Origin of the sequence: Elioraea tepidiphila DSM 17972 (assembly GCF_000378465.1) — a bacterium.
Taxonomy (GTDB): Bacteria; Pseudomonadota; Alphaproteobacteria; order Acetobacterales; family Acetobacteraceae; genus Elioraea; species Elioraea tepidiphila.
Window position 1 is genome coordinate 26,322 of record NZ_KB899913.1, and the last position, 16,826, is coordinate 43,147.

General features: G+C 71.5%; 17 protein-coding genes. 6 read left to right on the top strand and 11 right to left on the bottom strand.

The features are described from left to right. The first annotated feature begins 103 nt into the window (after positions 1–103). Complete coding sequence (locus F563_RS0104270) at positions 104–760, top strand: glutathione S-transferase family protein (RefSeq protein WP_019013407.1); 657 nt, start codon at positions 104–106, stop codon at positions 758–760. A 1-nt stretch (position 761) separates the two neighbouring features. Here the strand turns inward: F563_RS0104270 and F563_RS0104275 are convergent, their stop codons facing one another. The 3 genes from F563_RS0104275 to F563_RS0104285 form a co-directional block, all read right to left on the bottom strand. Continuing rightward, entirely contained in the window at positions 762–1,610 is an 849-nt protein-coding gene (locus tag F563_RS0104275; protein WP_019013408.1) for an alpha/beta fold hydrolase, read from the bottom strand. Between the two features lie 4 nt (positions 1,611–1,614). Next, positions 1,615–2,361 (bottom strand): SDR family NAD(P)-dependent oxidoreductase, encoded by a 747-nt coding sequence (locus F563_RS0104280; protein ID WP_019013409.1) that lies wholly within the window; start codon positions 2,359–2,361, stop codon positions 1,615–1,617. Between the two features lie 120 nt (positions 2,362–2,481). Beyond that, on the bottom strand, positions 2,482–2,838 hold the full coding sequence (locus F563_RS0104285) for a hypothetical protein (RefSeq protein WP_026299323.1): 357 nt from the start codon (positions 2,836–2,838) through the stop codon (positions 2,482–2,484). Between the two features lie 169 nt (positions 2,839–3,007). Between F563_RS0104285 and F563_RS0104290 the strand changes: the two genes are divergently transcribed. The 4 genes from F563_RS0104290 to F563_RS0104305 are packed head-to-tail and all read left to right on the top strand — an operon-like array spanning position 3,008 to position 6,913. Further along, positions 3,008–3,652 (top strand): tetratricopeptide repeat protein, encoded by a 645-nt coding sequence (locus F563_RS0104290; RefSeq protein WP_019013411.1) that lies wholly within the window; start codon positions 3,008–3,010, stop codon positions 3,650–3,652. Positions 3,653–3,654: 2 nt separating this feature from the next. Continuing rightward, positions 3,655–4,992, top strand: coding sequence for an outer membrane protein assembly factor BamB family protein (locus tag F563_RS0104295; RefSeq protein ID WP_019013412.1), 1,338 nt, complete (start codon positions 3,655–3,657; stop codon positions 4,990–4,992). 5 nt (positions 4,993–4,997) lie between these two features. After that, positions 4,998–6,356 (top strand): ribosome biogenesis GTPase Der, encoded by a 1,359-nt coding sequence (der, locus tag F563_RS0104300; RefSeq protein WP_019013413.1) that lies wholly within the window; start codon positions 4,998–5,000, stop codon positions 6,354–6,356. 2 nt (positions 6,357–6,358) lie between these two features. After that, on the top strand, positions 6,359–6,913 hold the full coding sequence (locus tag F563_RS0104305; RefSeq protein WP_019013414.1) for a DUF924 family protein: 555 nt from the start codon (positions 6,359–6,361) through the stop codon (positions 6,911–6,913). Here F563_RS0104305 and F563_RS21530 read toward each other — a convergent pair. From F563_RS21530 to F563_RS0104345, 8 genes are all read right to left on the bottom strand, one after another. Next, positions 6,892–7,980 carry a sterol desaturase family protein gene (locus F563_RS21530; RefSeq protein WP_019013415.1) on the bottom strand — a complete coding sequence of 363 codons (1,089 nt, stop codon included), beginning with the start codon at positions 7,978–7,980 and terminating at the stop codon, positions 6,892–6,894. The two genes, F563_RS0104305 and F563_RS21530, sit on opposite strands and share 22 nt — an antisense overlap. Continuing rightward, positions 7,977–8,735 carry a polysaccharide deacetylase family protein gene (locus tag F563_RS0104315; RefSeq protein ID WP_019013416.1) on the bottom strand — a complete coding sequence of 253 codons (759 nt, stop codon included), beginning with the start codon at positions 8,733–8,735 and terminating at the stop codon, positions 7,977–7,979. Before F563_RS0104315 ends, F563_RS21530 begins: the two co-directional genes overlap by 4 nt. Continuing rightward, positions 8,722–9,684: a YVTN family beta-propeller repeat protein gene (locus tag F563_RS0104320; RefSeq protein WP_019013417.1), complete on the bottom strand. Its 963-nt coding sequence runs from the start codon at positions 9,682–9,684 to the stop codon at positions 8,722–8,724. Before F563_RS0104320 ends, F563_RS0104315 begins: the two co-directional genes overlap by 14 nt. Positions 9,685–9,760: 76 nt before the next feature. Further along, entirely contained in the window at positions 9,761–10,459 is a 699-nt protein-coding gene (locus F563_RS0104325) for an ABC transporter ATP-binding protein (protein WP_019013418.1), read from the bottom strand. Next, positions 10,456–11,589 carry an ABC transporter permease gene (locus F563_RS0104330; protein WP_019013419.1) on the bottom strand — a complete coding sequence of 378 codons (1,134 nt, stop codon included), beginning with the start codon at positions 11,587–11,589 and terminating at the stop codon, positions 10,456–10,458. Before F563_RS0104330 ends, F563_RS0104325 begins: the two co-directional genes overlap by 4 nt. Further along, positions 11,586–12,734 (bottom strand): efflux RND transporter periplasmic adaptor subunit, encoded by a 1,149-nt coding sequence (locus F563_RS0104335; RefSeq protein ID WP_019013420.1) that lies wholly within the window; start codon positions 12,732–12,734, stop codon positions 11,586–11,588. Before F563_RS0104335 ends, F563_RS0104330 begins: the two co-directional genes overlap by 4 nt. Before the next feature lie 81 nt (positions 12,735–12,815). Next, a complete protein-coding gene (locus F563_RS0104340) occupies positions 12,816–14,852 on the bottom strand; it encodes a TRAP transporter permease (RefSeq protein ID WP_019013421.1) in 2,037 nt (678 codons plus the stop codon). Between the two features lie 64 nt (positions 14,853–14,916). Continuing rightward, positions 14,917–15,906: a TAXI family TRAP transporter solute-binding subunit gene (locus F563_RS0104345; protein ID WP_019013422.1), complete on the bottom strand. Its 990-nt coding sequence runs from the start codon at positions 15,904–15,906 to the stop codon at positions 14,917–14,919. A gap of 229 nt (positions 15,907–16,135) precedes the next feature. On the opposite strand from F563_RS0104345, the gene F563_RS0104350 reads away from it, so the two are divergent. After that, entirely contained in the window at positions 16,136–16,822 is a 687-nt protein-coding gene (locus F563_RS0104350) for a CBS domain-containing protein (protein ID WP_026299327.1), read from the top strand. Positions 16,823–16,826: the final 4 nt, after the last annotated feature.

Genomic DNA, 16,826 nt, shown 5'->3' on the forward strand with positions numbered 1-16,826 from the left:
CGGTGCAGTGCGGCGCCATCGTGCACGGCCGGTACGCCGCTGCAAGGCCACCTCCCTTGACCCGCGCGCGCGAGGGCGATCGTTGCGCTTCGGGGGACTCGCCATGCTGACGATCTACGGCGTCTATCGTTCACGCGCCTCGCGCACTCTCTGGCTCGCCTATGAGTTGGGCCTGGAGTTCCGCCACGTGCCAGTGATCCAGGCGTATCGCCTGGCCGATCCGCACGCGCCGGACGCGCCGCTCAACACGCGCTCGCCCGTGTTCCTGGCGATCAACCCGAACGGGCATGTGCCCTCGATCGATGATGACGGGCTGATCCTGCACGAGTCGCTGGCGATCAACCTCTACCTCGCGCGCAAGCATGGCGGCCCGCTCGCACCTGCGAACCATGCCGAGGACGGTCAGATGGGCATGTGGGCGCTCTGGGCCGCGACCGAGGTCGAGCCGCACTCGATCCAGATCCTGTATCACCGCGTCGGCAAGCCGCCCGGGGAGCGTGACCCGGCGGTGGCGGAGGCCGCGATCGCGGCGCTGCGCGGACCCTTCGCAGTGCTCGACCGGCATCTCGCGACGAATGGCTTCATGGTCGGCGGGCGCTTCACCGTGGCGGACATCAATGTGGCCGAGGTGGCGCGCTACGCCATGCCGGCGCCGGAACTGTTCGCGGCCGCACCGGCCGTCAAGGCGTGGCTCGCCGCCTGCCACGACCGGCCCGCGTTCAAGCGCATGATGGCCGAGCGCGAGCGCGAACCGGCGTGAGTCACCCCTCTTCGGCGAGGAACGCCGCGACCGCCTCGTTGAACACGCTGGCGCGCTCGAAATAGGCAGAGTGCCCCGCGCGCGGCACGGAGATATGCCGCCCGTTCGGCATCCGCGCTGCGAGCCCGGGCGCGAGGAAGGACGGGAACACCACGTCCTCCTCGCCGGTGATCCAGAGCGTCGGCGTCGTGACGGACGCCAGCACCTCCGGCGACTTGTCGCGCGCCGCGTGCAGCCGCTTGCGCAGCGCCTCCTTGTCGAGCCCCCCGCTCAGCGCGTCGAGCGCGCGGTAGAGGTAGTGCAGCGCGGGCTGCTCGGCTGCCGCGCGCGCACCCATGGCGGGGTGCACACCCGCCTCCAACGTTTCGTTCCGCGAGCCAGCGCGCTCGCGCCAGGCCGCGAGCTCCGCGCCGCCCGAGGCGTCCGCACGCACGAGGTCGATCGGTCCCGCGGTCGCGGCCATCACGAGCGCGACCACGCGCTCGGGTGCCGCGAGGGTGAAGTTCAACGCCGTCCACCCGCCCATCGACTGCGCGACGATGCGCACGCGCTCAAGCCGGAGATGGTCGAGCAGGGCCGCGAGATCGCGCGCATAGGCGGCGGGATCGACGCCCGCTGCCGGTGCCGTGGACGGGAAGAACCCGCGATGGCTGAAGCTGACGCAGGTGTAACGCGGGCAGAAGGCCGCCACCTGCTGCCACCACGACAGGTGATTGCCGCCCAGCCCGTGCGCGAACACGATCGGCGGCCCCTCGCCCGTGACCTCGTAGTGGATTGCGCAGTCGCCGCGCTCGAGGCGGCCGACCGCGCGCGGCGCGACACCACCGGCATGGGCGAAGGGCGGAGCCATCGCGTCAGTAGGTCGCGCGGCCGCCCGAGAGGTCGAACACCGCCCCGGTGGTGAAGCTGTTCTCGGCCGAGACGAGCCAGGCCACCATCGCGGCGATCTCGGTGACCTCGACGAAACGGCCGCGCGGGATCTTGGAGAGCATGAACTCGATGTGCTGCGGGCTCATCTGGTCGAAGATGCGCGTGCGGGCGGCTGCCGGCGTGATCGCGTTCACGGCGATGTCGTGGTTCGCGCACTCCTTGCCGAGCGATTTCGCCAGCGCGATCACCGCGGCCTTCGAGGCCGAATAGGCAGCCGCGTTCGGATTGCCCTCCTTGCCCGCGATCGAGGCGATCAGCACGACGCGGCCGTAGTTGCGCGCAACCATGCCGGGCAGCAGGGCGCGGCAGCAATGCATCGTGCCATCGACGTTGATGCGCATGATGCGGTGCCACTCGGAGAGCGGATACTCCCAGGTCCTGGCGTTCGGCCCGGCGATGCCGGCCGAGGTGACGAGGATGTCGCACGGCCCGGTCTCGGCCTCGCAGGCGGCGGCAGCGGCCTCGACCGCATCGAGATCGGTCACGTCCACCGCACGCGGCCGGGCGGCCTCGCCGATCGCGGCCGCGGTCGAGGCGGCCATCGCCCCGTCCAGATCCCAGATCTCGACCCGCGCCCCGCTCCGCGCAATGCGCTCGGCGATCGCGCGGCCGATGCCCTGCGCGCCGCCTGTGACCACCGCCACGCGGCCGTCGAGATCGATCCGGTTCATGCCTCCCCTCCGCCGTCACGCGTCTGTCACGCACCATCCGTAATCCATCGGGGATGGATCAGGGAGGGGGGTAGCGGCCGGCCCGGACGGCCGGATGGGAGTGTGGGCCTGTCGGTGCCGCTACCACCACCGCACCGACTCGCGTTCACGCGGTTCCGGCGTGTCGGCAACCGCGCGCTGCGGGCCATAGGGGGCGGTCTCGGTCCAGCAATCCACCGTGGCGAGGCTGCGGGTGCAGAAGGCGGGCGCGGTCACGACCTCGCGCGTGCGGCAATACTCGCCGCGGCGTTCCAGATGCAGCGACGAGCAGTCCTTGCCCGTGACCAGCGAATAGACGGCGTCGATCGGGCTGCGCTGGAGCACGGCATAGGACGTCACCACGGTGCCGGCCGCGATCAGCGAGACCGGGGTGCCCTCGATCTCGGACCGGCAGCCGGCGCCGGCCAGCAGGACCAGCAGGAGAAGACGCGCGCGCATGGGTGCCATTCCAGGCCACGTCCCGTTGAGGTCCGGTTAACCGGCCGCGATTTGCGCCCCCCGGCCGCGATGGATATGTTCCCGCGCCGCGCGCCGGGACAAAGAAGCGGGCGCGGTTGGACGTGATGGCCGGTGACGCCCGCGCGCGGCCGGGCCAGGGGACAGCGAATTGGCCGACATCTTCGACGAGATCGAGGAAGACCTCCGCAAGGAGCGCGCGAAGAAGCTCTGGGACCGCTACGGCTGGATCGTGCTGGTGGTGGCCGGCGGGATCATCCTCGGCGTGGGGGGCTGGCGCGGCTGGCATTGGTATGAGCACCGGCAGGCCTCCCAGGCGGCGGAGCGGTTCCTGGCGGCCGCGGCCGCGGTGGATCGCGGCGAAGCGGCCGCCGCCGCGGCTGGCTTCGCCGAGCTCTCGCGCGAGGCGCCATCCGGCTACCGCGTGCTGGCGCGGTTGCGCGAGGCCGGGCTGAAGGCGCGCCAGGGCGCGACGGCGGAGGCCGTCGCGCTGTACGAGACGCTCGCCCGCGACGCGGCCGTCCCTCCCCTCTATCGCGATCTTGCCGCCCTGCTCGCGGTCCTGCACCAGGCGGATTCGGGCGATCCGCGCGCGCTCGCGGACCGGCTCGCCCCACTCGCCGCCCCCGGGGCCGCGTTCCGCTACTCGGCGATGGAGCTGCAGGCCGTGCTGGCCGAGCGCCGCGGCGACCGTGCCGAGGCGCGGCGGCTGCTCGAGGCGCTGGCGGAGGATCGCGCGGCCCCCGACGGGGTGCGGAGGCGCGCCGGGGAAATGCTCGGCGCGTTCGGGAGCTGACCATGCACCGCCCCCGGGGACTTGCCCGCCGCTCGCTGCTCGCCGGCCTGCCGCTCGCCACCACGGGCTGCGGCATCTGGGACTGGGCGTTCGGTGACTCCAAGCAGCCGCTGCCGGGCGAACGCCGCGCCGTGCTGCCCGGCGAGGCCGAGGCCGCGTCCGATCCGAGCCTCGCCGACGTGCCGGTCGAGCTGCCGCCGCCGGTGACCAACGCGGCCTGGCCGGTGGCCGGCGGCACGCCCTCGAACGTGATGGGGCACCTCGCGGCCCCTGACCGCTTGCAGGTCGCCTGGCGCACAGGGATCGGCACCGGAGGGTCGCAGCGGCGCCCGCTGCTGACAACGCCGATCGTGGCCGATGGCCGGGTCTATGCCTGCGATGCCACCGCCGAGGTGACGGCGCTCGATGCCGCCACCGGGCGGACCGTGTGGCGCGCCGATGCGCGGCCGCCGCGCAACCGCGGCAGCCTGCTCGGCGCCGGGCTCGGCTATGCCGACGGGCGGGTGTTCGTCGCCACCGGGCTTGCCGAGGTGATGGCCTTCGATGCCGCGACCGGTGCGGAGATCTGGCGCAAGCCGATGCCGACGCCCACGCGCGGCGCGCTGACGGTTGCTGACGGCCGCGTGATTGTCCTGACCGTCGAGGGGCAGGTGCTCGCCTTCGCCACCGAGACCGGCGAGCGGGAGTGGAGCTATCGCGGCCCGGCCGAGACGACCACGCTGCTGGGCGCGCCGGCGCCGGCGGTCGCCGACGGCATGATCCTGGCCGGGTTCCTGAACGGCGACGTCGCCGCGCTGCGGCTCGACTCGGGCCGCGCGCTCTGGACCGAGGGGATCGCCGGCATCCGCGGCCGGCCCTCGATCGCGGACATCGCGGCGGTGCGCGGCCGGCCGGCGATCGACCGCGGGCGCGGCATCGTCGCCGGCGCCGGCGGGGTCACCATGGCGATCGACATGCGCTCCGGCCGGCGCGTCTGGGAGCGCGAGATTCCCGGGCGCGAAAGCCCCTGGGTGGCGGGCGAGTGGATCTTCATGATCAGCGCCTCCGAGGAGGTGGCCGCGCTGCGCCGCGCCGATGGGCGGGTGAAGTGGGTCACGCCCCTGCCGCGCTTCCGCGACGAGGAGCGCCGCCGCAATCCCATCACCTGGACCGGGCCGCTGCTGGTGGGCGACCGGCTGGTGGTCGCCTCCAGCCGCGGCGAGGCCTTGTCGCTCTCGCCCTACACGGGCGAGATCCTGGGGCGGCAGACCCTGCCCGACGGCGTCACCGTCTCGCCCGTGGCGGCCGCGGGCTCCGTCTATCTGCTGACGGACGGCGCGTCCCTGGTCGCGCTGCGCTGAGCCCGATGCGCCCGGTGGTCGCCATCGTCGGGCGCCCGAACGTGGGCAAGTCGACGCTGTTCAACCGGCTCGCGCGCCGGCGCATCGCGATCGTCGACGACACGCCCGGGGTGACGCGCGACCGCAAGGAGGCGGATGCCGTGCTCGGCGGGCGCGATGTCACGCTGGTCGACACGGCGGGGCTGGAGGAGGCGCCGCCCGAGACGGTCGCGGGCAAGATGACGGCGGGCTCGGCGCGCGCGGTCGATCTCGCCGATCTCGTGCTGTTCGTGGTGGACGGGCGCGAGGGGCTGACCCCGGCCGACCGGTACTTCGCCGCCTGGCTCAGGCGCACCGGCAAACCCGCGATCCTGGTGGTGAACAAGGCGGAGGGACGGGCCGGCGAGGGCGGCTACTACGATGCCTTCGCGCTCGGCTTCGGCGAGCCGGTGGCGGTCTCGGCCGAGCACGGCGAGGGGCTCGGCGAGCTGCACGAGCGCGTGCGCGCGGTGTTGCCCGAGACGCCAGCCGAGACCGCCGAGGAAGGTCATGCCGGCACGGAGCGTCCGCTGCGGCTCGCCGTGGTGGGACGGCCGAATGCCGGCAAGTCCACCCTGGTGAACCGGCTGATCGGCGAGGAGCGGCTGCTCACCGGCCCCGAGCCCGGCATCACCCGCGACGCGATCGCGCTCCCCTGGCGCGACCCCGAGGGCCGGCTGGTGCGACTGGTCGATACGGCCGGGCTGCGACGGCGTGCGCGCGTGACCGAGACGCTGGAGAAGCTCTCGACCGCCGCCACCATCGCCGCGCTGCGCGAGGCCGAGGTGGTGGTGCTGGTCCTGGATGCGCTCGCACCGCTGGAGGCGCAGGACATCGCCATCGCCACCCTCGCCGAACGCGAAGGGCGCGCGCTCGTGCTGGCGCTGAACAAATGGGACCTCGTGCCCGTCAAGGAGCGCAGCGAGGTTCGCCGTGCCGTCGCGGATCGGCTCGCGACCGGCTTCGCCCAGCTCAGGGGCGTGCCGGTGGTGCCGCTCTCGGCCCTGTCCGGCGCGGGCGTGGACAAGCTCATGCCCGCGGTCTGGAGGGCCTACGAGGCCTGGAACAGCCGCGTGCCGACCGGTGCGCTGAACCGCTGGTTCGCCGCCGCGATCGAGCGCCACCCGCCGCCGCTGGTCGACGGGCGGCGGCTGAAGCTGCGCTACATCACCCAGGTCAAGGCGCGTCCGCCGAGCTTCGTCGTGTTCGGCACGCGCACCGGCAAGCTGCCGGACGACTATGTGCGCTACCTGCTGAACGGGCTGCGTGAGGCGCTGGGGCTCGAGGGCGTGCCGATCCGGCTGACGCTGCGCAGTTCGCGCAACCCGTATGTCGAGGGGGAGTGAGCATGGGCTTCGCGACCACGCCGGAGGACGTGCTGGCGTTCTGGTTCCACCCGGCGACGAAGCCGAAATGGTTCAACGGCGGCACGGCCTTCGACGAGGAGGTGCGCGCGGTGCTGGGGCCGACGCTGGCGGCGGCCGCGCGCGGCGATCTCGCGCGCTGGGAGGGCGACCGCGACGGTGCGCTGGCACTCGTGCTGCTGTTCGACCAGGTGCCGCGCAACATCTTCCGCGGCACCGCGCGCGCCTTCGCCCATGACGCGGAGGCACGGCGCATCGCCCGGATCGTGCAGGAGCGCGGCTGGGATCTGGAGGGGGATATCGACCGTCGCGCCTTCCTCTATCTGCCGTTCGAGCACAGCGAGGACCTCGCGGACCAGGAACTCTCGGTGCGGCTGTTCCGCGAACGCGTGGGCGAAGGCGAGTACCTGAAATACGCCGAGGCGCATCTCGACGTGATCCGCCGCTTCGGGCGGTTCCCGCATCGGAACGCCGCACTCGGGCGCGCGAGCACCGAGGCGGAGACGGCGTATCTCGCTCAGCCCGGCGCGGGGTTCTGACGCGCGCCCTCACCCTGGCCCTCTCCCGCACGCGGGAGATGGGACGCAGCGTCGCCACGGGGTTCTCGCTCCCGCGCAACCGGGAGAGGGTCAGGGTGAGGGCCGGCCTCACGCCCCGCGAGCGTACGCGCGAGGCGTTTCGCGCCCTCGACCTGCGTGCCCCACCACGAACCGGTGGCCAGACGCTCGCTGCCCGACAGATCACCCGTGCGCGGATAGCCGCGCGAGAACCGCGCCGTGCCGAAGATCACGTCCCAGATCGGCAGCAGCACGGCGAAGTTCGTCCCGTGCACGCGCGCCGGCATGCCCGCGTCGTGGTCGAGCGCATGATGGACGCGGTGGAAGTGCGGGGAGACGATCACGAACCGTCCGAACCGGCCGAAATCCAGCCGGACATTCGCGTGGGAGAGGCTCTCGGCCACGCGCATGATCAGCACCAGCAGCGGGAACTGCCCGGGGGGCACGCCGATCAGGGTCGCGACACCGGCGAACCACAGCGCGGCGATGATGTCGTCGAACAGATGGTTGCGGTCGTCGGTCCAGAACGTCATCTGGCGCTGCGCGTGATGCACCGAATGCAGCGCCCACCACCAGTTGAACCGATGCTGGAAGCGGTGGCGCCAGTACTCGGCGAAGTCGAGGATCACGACGTAGAGCAGGAAGGTGACGACCGGCCAGTCGCGCAGGGCGGGGAGCAGCGTCTCCAGCGTCGGCGGGATGATGCCGAGCCGCGCGAGCCCCGCTGCCCAGGCGGTCTCCACCGGCTGGAGGATGACGAAGGCGAACAGCGGCAGGAGGCCGAGCCGGTTGAGCAGCGTGTAGGTGACGTCGGTACCGACCGTGGAGCGCTCGCCCTCCCAGTTCTCCACGGGGCGGAGGCGTTCGAGCGGCGCGCAGACCAGAATCGACACCAGCACCGCGAGCGCGCCGAACAGCGCGAAGTCGAGCCACTCGGAGGCATCCTCCTCCCACGCCATCAGCCCGGCCGCGTAGAGCGTCGGCAGCAGCGCGTGATCGAAGATCGCCTCCTTCAGCGCGACATAGGCATCCGCGATCGCCTGGATCATCGTTGAGCCTCTGCGGTGAGGCGCGGGGTCGGTTCGGTCAGGGTCGCGAAGCAGAAGCCGCGCGACTTCAGCCCGATGATCAGATCCTCGAACACGTCGGCGTATTTCTCCTGCCGCGAGCGGATGCCCCAGTGCATCACCAGCACCTCGCCGTCGCGGATCGTGCGCAGGCTCTGGGCGAGCAGGGCACGGTTCGGGTGCCGGTCGGAGGGCAGTTCGTCGCCGAGGAAGCCGTTCGCGGTCCAGCCGATGTGGCGGAAACCGCAGGCTTCGGCGAAGCGCAGCGCGTTCGGCGTGGTGCGCCCGCCCGGCGCGCGCCAGATCGGATCGAGGCCGCGCCCGGTCATCGCCTTGAGCCGGTCCTCGACCGCGCGCAGCTCGGCGCACATCTGCGCGGCATCCAGCGTCGTCCCCTCGCGCGCACCCCATGGCACGAAGCGCACGCGATCCGTTCCGAGATCGCCACGGAAATACCAGTGCCGCAGCGTGTGGCTGCCGAAGGCGTGGCCCTCGGCCACGCGCGCGCGCCAGAACTCGGCCCAGGAGTCCGCGAGCGACGTGTCGCCGCGATACGTCCGCTCGTCGGCGAGGAACAGCGTCGCCTTCACGTCGTGGCGGCGCATCACCTCAGCGATCTGCTCGGCACGATCCATCCAGCCCGTGTCGATCGTCAGATACACCGTGAAGCGGCAGGTCTCGGCGCGCGCGGGGACCGCGAGGACGAGGAGCGCGAGAAGGACCCTAGCCCATCGCATGGAACAGGATGCCGTGCGGGCTTCGGCCGACACGGATCTGCGCGACCAGCGCGCCCGTCTCGACATCGATCACGCCGACCCGGTTGCCCACCCGCTGGGTGAACCAGAGCTGCCGTCCGTCCGGCGAGAAGTCGAGGCAGTCCGGCGCCCCGGGGGCGCGGAAGTGCTGGAGCGGGGTCAGGGTCTCGGCATCCAGCGCGGTGATCGTGCCGGCCACCCGGTTCGTGACGTAGAAGAACAGCCGGTCCGGGGAGAGGAACAGGTTGTGCGCGCCCGCACCGGTCTGCACCTTGCGGATCGTCTGTCCCGTCTCAGGATCGATGACGCTGACCGTGTCCTCGCCCATGTTGGCGACCAGAACTTGACCCGCGCGGGTCATCACCACGCCGGCCGGGGTGTCGCCGGTCGGCTGGCGCCAGAGCACCCGCGCGGTCTCCGCCTCGACCGCGACCAGGGCGTTGCTGTTCTGCAGCGTCACGTAGGTGATGCGGCTGTCGGGCGACCAGGCGATGTGGCTCGGCAGACGCGGCATGGCGAGCCGGTGCACCAGCGTGAGGTCATCGGCGCGGTAGAGGTCGATCTGGTTGCGGCGCAGGCTCGCCACGGTCAGCCACTGCGAATCGGGGCTGAACAGCAGGTGGTAGGGGTTGGAGACGCGCAGGGTGCGCCGAACCGCACCGGTATCGGGCTCGAGGAACAGGAACTCGTTGCCGGCCGAGTCGCCGACGATGATCTCGGACCGGTCGGGCGAATAGACGAGATGGTGCGGCTCGCGCAGCGTCGGCGTCCTGCGGACGACCTCGCCGCGCGCGGCGTCGATCAGGCTGACCGTGGCGTCCCGGCTGTCGAGCACGAAGACGAGGCCCGCCGGCAGCGCCGAGGCCCGGGTGAACGTCGGGACCGCGAGGGCCGAGGCCGCCGCGCCGAGCAGGATGGAACGCCTGTGCATGGGTCAACTCCGCCGGGCCGACGGGGCCGGCACGAGACGGTTCATACCAGAAATGCCGGCCTGCTGGAACGTCCGTTCACGCCGCGCGCCGCCAGTCCTGCTCGATCCGGCCGTCGCGCAAGGCGACCATGCGGTCGAAGCGGTCGAAGATCTTCTCGTCATGGGTCACGACCAGGATGGCGGCCTGCTGGTCCTGTGCGACCTGGCGCAGCAGGTCCATCACCACGCGGGCGCGTTCGGAGTCGAGGGCGGCGGTCGGCTCGTCGGCGAGGATGATCCCGGGCCGGTTGGCGAGCGCGCGCGCGATCGCCACGCGCTGCGCCTCGCCGCCGGAGAGCCGCGAGGGCATGGCGCCGGCGCGCTTGCCGATCTGGAGGTAGTCGAGCAGGTCACGCGCACGCCCGCGGGCCTTGGCGGGATCGGTTCCGGCGAGCGTCATCGCCAGCGCCACGTTGTCGGTCGCGGTCAGGAACGGCAGCAGGTTGTGGAACTGGAAGATTAAGCCGATCCGCTCGCGCCGGAGCCGGCGCAGATCGGCGACGCGGTAGCGCCCGTCCCACACCGTCTCGCCGTCCAGGGCGAGCCGCCCGTCGGTCGGTTCGAGGATGCAGGCGACGATGTTCAGCAGCGTGGACTTGCCGCTGCCAGACGGCCCCTTGAGCCCGACCACCTCGCCGGGATGGACCACGAGATCGATCCGGTCGAGCGCGCGCAACGCGGTCTCGCCCGCGCCGAAGGTCTTGCCGATCCCTTCCAGCGCGATGCGCGCGGTCATCCGCCGAGCGCCTGCTGCGGCTCGATCGCGAGCGCCGCACGGATCGAGACCAGGCTGCCGAGCACGCAGATGAACCCGATCACCCCGGCCATGACGGCGACCTCCGCGGGGCCGAGTGCGACGGCGCGCGGGAAGAAATCGCGCGTCGCGAAGACGATGCCGGTCGCGGCGACGAAGCCCGCGCCGCCAAGGATCAGCGCCTGTTGCAGCACGAGCCCGACGATCGTGCGGTCCGAGGCGCCGATCAGCTTCAGGGTCGCGATCTCGCGCAGCTTGTCCATGGTCATCGTGTAGATGATCAGCGCGATGATCACGGCGGAGACGAACAGCAGCACGATCGTGAACATGCCGAGCTGCACGCGTGCGCGCTGCACCACCGAGCGCGTCAGGATGTCCGCCTGCTCGGCATCGGTCAGGGCCGCGAGATGCTTCCAGCGCCGGATCGTCTCGGCGACGGCGTCCGGATCGGCCCCCGGATGGAGCCGCGCAATCACCGCGTTCACCGTGTCGGTGGAGCCTGTCCCGGCGCCCGCCGCGAGGGCCCGTCGCGCCGCCGGCGGGGCGAGCTTGAACTGCAGGTCCTGGCTGTCGCGCAGATGCACGAAGGCGAGCGGATCGCCGCCCGACGCGACCAGCCCGCGCGTCAGCCCGACCACGCGGTAACGGTCGCCGCCGAGTTCCACCGTCGCGCCGAGCGGCAGGCGGGCGCGTGCATCCACCACCATCTCGAAGCGCGCCCCGCCCAGGCCCCGGCCCGCCTCGATCGCCGACGGCCCGCCCGGTCGGCCGGGCTCGTAGCCCATGATCTGCATCCGCAGGATGCCCTGCGGTGCCTTCGCCTCGGCCGTGCGCAGCGTGATCGCGCCGGCCTCAGCCACGCCCGGCACGCGCGCGACGATCGCGCGCACATCGCCCGGGATGCGCGAGCTCTCGGCAAAGGGGCCGCGCGTGCCCTGCTCGACCACCCAGAGCTCGGCGTGGAGCGAGCGCGACAGCGCCAGCGCCTCGGCCACCACGCCCTGGTAGATGCCGACCATCGACAGCGCGACCGCCATCAGCAGGCCGAGGCCGACGCAGGTCATCAGGAACCGCCCGAGGCGGTGGCGGATGTCGGCAAGCGCGAGGTTCACGGGCCGACCGCCCGCGCGGCCCGACCGACTGCGAAGCCGGGACCGACCCGCGCCGCCACCGGCACCTCGGCCGGCAGGTCATCGGTGATCGCCAGCCGTGCGTCGAGCGTGCGCGCGGCGAAGCGCACCCGGCGCTGCGCGAGCCTGCCGTTCTCGATCGTCCAGACCGTACCGGCGGCGCCGTCGAAGCCGTGAACCGCCGCCTCGGGGACCAGTCGCGCAGCGGCAAGCCGGCCGGTCTCGATCACGACCTCCGCCTGCTCGCCGAGATAGACCGTCTCGGGGCACTGGCGGCACCGCACATAGACCCGCCGCTCCTCCGTCACGCGGTCGCTCTCCAGCCCGATCCGCACCACCTCGCCGGCGATCGGCGCGCCGGGGCGGCTGCGCATGGTTACGGTGGCGGGCTGGCCGAGCGCCAAGTCGCCGGCGCGGCCCTCATCGACATGCGCGAGCGCCCACAGACTGCCCCGCGCGACCAGGGTGAACACGGCCTCGCCGGGGTTCAGCGCCGTGCCGGGCTCGCGCGCGCGCGCGATCACCACCGCATCGTAGGGCGCGGTGAGGGTGTGCTTGGCGAGTGCCGTGCGCTCGACCAGCAGCGTCGCCTTGGCGTCGGCGAGCGCGGCCGCGGCCACCGCCGCGTCCGCCCGATTGACCGCAAGATCGGCGGCGGCGACGGCGACCTCGGTCTCGGCCTGCTCCGCGGCCTCGATGCTGCCGGAGCCCCGCGCGGCGAGTTCGCGCCGGCGCGCCGCGGTGGCCTGACGCTGGGCGAGCAGCGCCTCGGCGCGCGCCCGCTGGGCCTCGGCGCGCTGGGCCGCCGCCTCGGCCGAGAGCACGGCAGCCTCCGCCTTGGCAACGCGCGCCTGCTGGCTCGCGGGGTTCAACCGGGCGAGCACCGTCCCCTCGGTAACCTCGTCGCCGTGATCGACCAGCACCTCGACCAGCGTACCCGGCACCTCGAAGCCGACGCGCGAGAGCACCTGCGCCTCGATCGTGCCGAGACCGAACACACGGATCGGCACGTCACGCATGACGGCGGCGACAGGCACGGCGAGCGGGCGCTGCGTCGCATACCACCAGGCTCCCGCGATCACCGCGGCGAGCGCGATACCAACCGTCAGGATTCGGCTGAGTCGCATGGATCGTCCAGATCGCCAACGGCCGGGCGCATGTATCCCTCAGGGTGCAACGCCGCCCTGACCTGGATCAACATCCGCGGGTCAACCTGCCGCCGCAACCCGCGGACGCAGCGCCTGGGCCGCCAGCAGCGCCGCTCCGAGGGCCAGTCCCGCCCAGTGCGGCGATGGGATCGACACTCCGGTGATCCATTCGAGCAGCCCATCGACCGCGCTCGGGAAGATCAGCAGCAGTCCCGCCAGCATGGTCGCCCAGCGCTCCCACCCCGCCATCATGCGCAGCCCGAAACCCTGCGCCGCGGAGGCCAGCAGGCCGAGCCCGAAGGTCGCCAGCGTGGTGATCCACGCGACATCGTCCCAGCCCATGCCGGGCGAGCGTTGCAGCAGGAGCCCCACCCCGAGCGGATCCGTCACGAACACGAAGGGCAGCAGGAAGGCGGGCAGCGTGTATTTCCACGCCATCAGTGTGGTGTGGTAGGGCCCCGCCCCGGTGATCGCGGCCGCCGCGAAGGGCGAGAGCGCGGTCGGCGGCGAGACCTCGCTCAGCACAGCGTAGTAGAAGATGAACATGTGCGCGGCGAAATCGGGCACCCCGAGCTTGATCAGCGCAGGTGCCGCGATCACCGCCGAGATGATGTAGGACGCGGTCACCGGCACGGCGAGGCCGATCACCCAGACGATCAGCCCGGTGTACACCGCCGTCAGCGCGAGCGAGCCGCCGGCATAGCGGATCGCGATCTCGCTGAACTTCAGGCCGAGGCCCGTCAGCGTGACCACGCCGACGATGATTCCGGCGCAGGCGCAGGTGGCGGCGACGTTCAGCACCTGCACCGAGCCCTCGCGGAGCGCCGTGACCAGCTTCGCCGGCGTCATCGCGCATTCGCGGCGGAGCCACGAGAGCGCCGCCGCGACCCCGCTCGCATAGACGACCGAAAGCGTCGCGGAATACCCCCAGAGCAGGAAGCCGACGATCGAGACGAGCGAGGTCAGGTGGAAGCCATACTTCCTGAGCAGCGTCCCCGCACTCTCGGTGCTGTAGGTCTCGCCATCCGCCGTTTCGTCCACCCCGATCCGGCGCTGGTCGAGCTCCACCATGAAGAGCAGCGAGGCGTAGTAGAGGCAGGTCGGGATGATCGCCATCTCGATGACCTGCAGGTAGGAGATCTTCAGGAACTCGGCGATCAGGAACGCGGCCGCGCCCAGCACCGGCGGGGAGATGATCGCGCCGAGCCCGCCGGCGGCGAGCAGCCCGCCCGCGTCGTGCGGCGCATAGCCGACACGCTTCATCATCGGCCAGGCGACCGAACCGAGCGTCACCGTGGTTGCGACCCCCGAACCGGAGGGTCCGCCGAGCAGGAAGGAAGACAGCACCACGGTGCGGCCCGCGCTGGTCGCCTTGCCACCCATCAGCGCGAAGGAGAAATCGACGAAGAACTTGCCCGCGCCGGTCACCTGCAGCACCGCACCGAAGATGGTGAACAGGATGATCAGAGTCGAGGAGACATCGACGGCGGTGCCGAAAATGCCCTCCAGCGTGATCGTCAGATGCGGCACGAGCCGCTCGGAGTCGTAGCCCTGATGCGTCCAGGGCGCGGGCAGGAGGTTGCCGAAGAACGCGTAGAGCATGAAGACGATGCTGATCCCCGGCATGATCGGCCCGGTGGTGCGCCGCGCCGCTTCGAGCGTCAGCGCGATCAGCATCCAGCCGACCACGAGGTCCATCGGCTCCGGGAAGACGTAGCGGTCGGTCAGCTCGTCGCCGCCGGCGATCAGATAGTAGAGGACGTAGAGCGCGAGTGCGGCGAGCGCGATGTCCCAAGGCATCAGCCGGTGCCGGAACCGGCGCGCCATCGGGTACATCAGGAAGGTCAAGGTGAGCACGAAGCCGACATGGATGTAGCGGAGATACATCGTCGGCACGATGTCGATCGCGGCGTAGAGGTGGAACACGCTCATCGCCAGGGCGAGGCCGGTGACGAACCAGAGCAGCGGGCCGCGATAGCGGTTGAGCGCACCCTCCTCCTGCTCGATCAGCTCCTCGACCTTGTGCGCGGTGTCCTCATCGAGCGCTGCCGCCTCGGGCGGCAGGTGGTGCTCCTCGCTCGGGTTTGCCGTCGTCACGCGACCCGTCCCATCACGCGCGAAGACCCGCCCCGGACAGGACGGGTCCTCCCGTGTTCCACCGTCAGCTCAGCGTCGCGCCCTGCGCCTTCCAGTAGGCTTCCGCCGCCGGATGCCACGGGATGCCGGCCGCCGCGGACTTCTGGTTCTCGAGCTTGAAGTTGCGCGCCTCGGCATGGACGCGGGTGAGCTCCTCGCGGCCTTCCCAGATGTTCTTGACAAGTTCGGTGACCAGGGCGTCGGGCATGTCGGCGCGCACGGCGATGATGTTGCCGACCGACATCTGCTTGTTGGGCGTGGTCTGGCCCGGATAGGTGCCGGCCGGGATCTCCTCGGCGAAATAGACCGGGCCGTACTTCTCGACGATCTTCGGCACGAACTCGGCATGATCGATCAGGCGGAGCTGCACGCCCGGCGTGGCGCCGAGGTCGGTGATCGCCGCCGTTGGCACGCCGGAGACGAAGAAATAGGCATCGAGCTTGCCGTCCTTGATCGCGTTGGTGCTCTCGGCCGGGCTCAGCCGCTCGCGCGCGCGGAAGTCGCGATCGCGGTCGAGCCCCGCACCCTCGATCAGCCGGAACGCCATCACCTCCGTCGCCGAGCCGGGCGCGCCGGTGGAGACGCGCTTGCCCTTGAGATCGGCCATGGTGGTGATGCCGGTCGAGGCGACCGTCACGACCTGCATGCGGTTCGTGTACATGACGAAGATCGCGCGCGCCGGCACGGGCCGGTTCTGGAACCGGTCGCGGCCGTTCACGGCATCCACCGCGGCGTCGACCTGGGTCAGGATCATGCCGACCCGGCCGGCGCCGAGCAGTTGCAGGTTGGCGACACTGCCGCCGGTGACCTCGACCGTGGCGCTCATCCCCGGGATGTTGCGGCTGAAGATCGCCGCCATGCCGCCGCCGAGCGGGTAGTAGACGCCGCCGGTCGTGCCCGTGGCGATGGCCAGCTGCTGGGCCGACTGGGCGCGCAGGACGGCGGGTGCGCCCAGAGCGGCGGCACCGGCGGCGACACTGCCCAGGACGGTGCGACGAGGAATACGGGTGTGCATAGGTATCATTCTCCTCCCCTTGGCCCCAGGTGGCCGACTGGCCGCCGGTCTCTGGGCCCGATCCGCAGACGCTACCGGACGCGGCCGAAACGGACCAGCCGTTCCGTGCAGGGCACGGTTGACATAGGGCAAGGTATTTCCGTCCGCCCGGCGCATAGATACTCTCGCGCGGCGGACGGGACGGTCCTAGTCTTGCGCCGCCAGCACAGGAACGCCCGGAGGGACTGCGATGAAAGCCCGAGACCTGATGACGCCCGATGTCGTGACGGTGGCGCCCAACACGCCCGTGATGGGCGTGGCCCGGCTGCTCGCCGAACGGCACATCAGCGGCGTGCCCGTGACCGATGCCGACCGCAAGATCCTGGGCGTGGTCAGCGAGGGCGACCTGATCAAGCAGGTCTCCGGCCGCAGCGACGAGACCCCCGGCTTCTTCAAGAGCCTGTTCGCCGATCCGGCGAAGATGGCCGAGCAGTACGTGAAGAGCCATGGCCGCACCGCCGCCGACATCATGACCCCGAATCCGATGACCGTGACCGAGGATACGCCGGCGGGCACCATCGCCGAGATGCTCGACAAGGAGCATATCCGCCGCGTGTTCGTCACGCGCGACGGGCGGCTGGTCGGCGTGGTGTCGCGCGCGGACCTCCTGCGCGCCCTGGTCTCGCCGCCGCAGGCCGCCGCCGGCGACACCTCCGACGAGGGCATCTACCGGGCCATCATGGCCGAGATGAAGAAGCAGCCCTGGGCCAGCACCTTCTATACCACGGTGGTGGTGAAGGACGGCGTGGTGGAGTTCTACGGCTATTGTGGCACTGACGAGTATCGCCGCGCCCTGCGTGTGCTCGCCGAGGGTGTGCCGGGCGTGAAGCGGGTGGAGGATCACATGGTGATCGGCCCGCTCTACGTGTACTCCTGACCGC